The organism is Vogesella mureinivorans, assembly GCF_007644035.1.
Taxonomy (GTDB): domain Bacteria; phylum Pseudomonadota; class Gammaproteobacteria; order Burkholderiales; family Chromobacteriaceae; genus Vogesella; species Vogesella mureinivorans.
The window spans coordinates 1-262 of sequence record NZ_VMTV02000883.1; the positions used below are offsets into that span (position 1 = coordinate 1).

The 262-nt window shown below is 72.5% G+C and carries 1 protein-coding gene; it reads right to left on the reverse strand.

Features of this window, described 5'->3' with window-relative positions; genetic code table 11:
• On the reverse strand, positions 1 to 262 hold a 262-nt coding region (locus FLQ44_RS20085; protein ID WP_206209019.1), incomplete at both ends, for a thiamine pyrophosphate-dependent enzyme.

Below are 262 nucleotides of genomic sequence, written 5' to 3' on the forward strand. Positions count from 1 at the left end.
GTTGCCGAGCTTCCAGCCGCTCATCTGGAAGGCGCCGTCACCGACCAGGATCAACGGCCGCTCGCCGCTGGTGGCCTGCATGCCGATGCCGGCGGGCACGCCGAAGCCCATCGAGGCGTAATAGCCGGGCGCGACCAGCGGCGCGGGTTTCAGCTCCATCGCCGCGAACAGGCAGTCGCCGATGTCGGAGGCGATCGGCGGCGTGCCGTGGCGCTCGAAGCAGGCGTTCAGCGCGGGGGCGAGGTCGGCCGCGCAGAGCGCG